The 477-nt window shown below is 44.4% G+C and carries 1 protein-coding gene; it reads left to right on the forward strand.

Annotated features, from left to right (window positions below):
- Nucleotides 1-477, forward strand: a 477-nt coding sequence (locus tag STRDD11_RS13315; protein WP_164828518.1) for a transposase, incomplete at both ends; no start/stop codon positions are given.

Here is a 477-nt window from a genome sequence, read left to right on the forward strand (position 1 = left end):
ATCAAGCCATTGAGGAAAATCCAGTCAAAGGCAAGGATGAACGCAAGACCAAGCGCCGGCGCTTAAAGAAAGTTCTGAAGAAGATTCAGGAAGATTTTTCAGTGCGGTCTGAAAAATACGAAGACTACCAAAAGACTTTCCAGGGGCGCAATAGTTTTTCCAAAACAGATACGGACGCCACTTTCATGCGAATGAAAGACGATCACATGCAGAATGGTCAGCTTAAAGCAGGGTACAACCTTCAAATTGCCACTGAAAATCAGTTTGTCATCCACTACGACATCTTCCCGAATCCAACAGATACCTTAACGCTCCTGCCTTTTCTGAAATCATGTCCAGCAGAGGTTGAAACAGTCGTCGCAGATGCCGGGTATGGGAGCGAAGAAAACCTCCTCCGTCTTGACGAACAAGGAATAGACCATTATATCAAATACAATCAGTATGACAGGGAACAAAAACGCTCCCATAAAAACTCGG

Source organism: Streptococcus sp. DD11 (genome assembly GCF_001578865.1).
GTDB classification, from domain to species: Bacteria; Bacillota; Bacilli; order Lactobacillales; family Streptococcaceae; genus Streptococcus; species Streptococcus panodentis.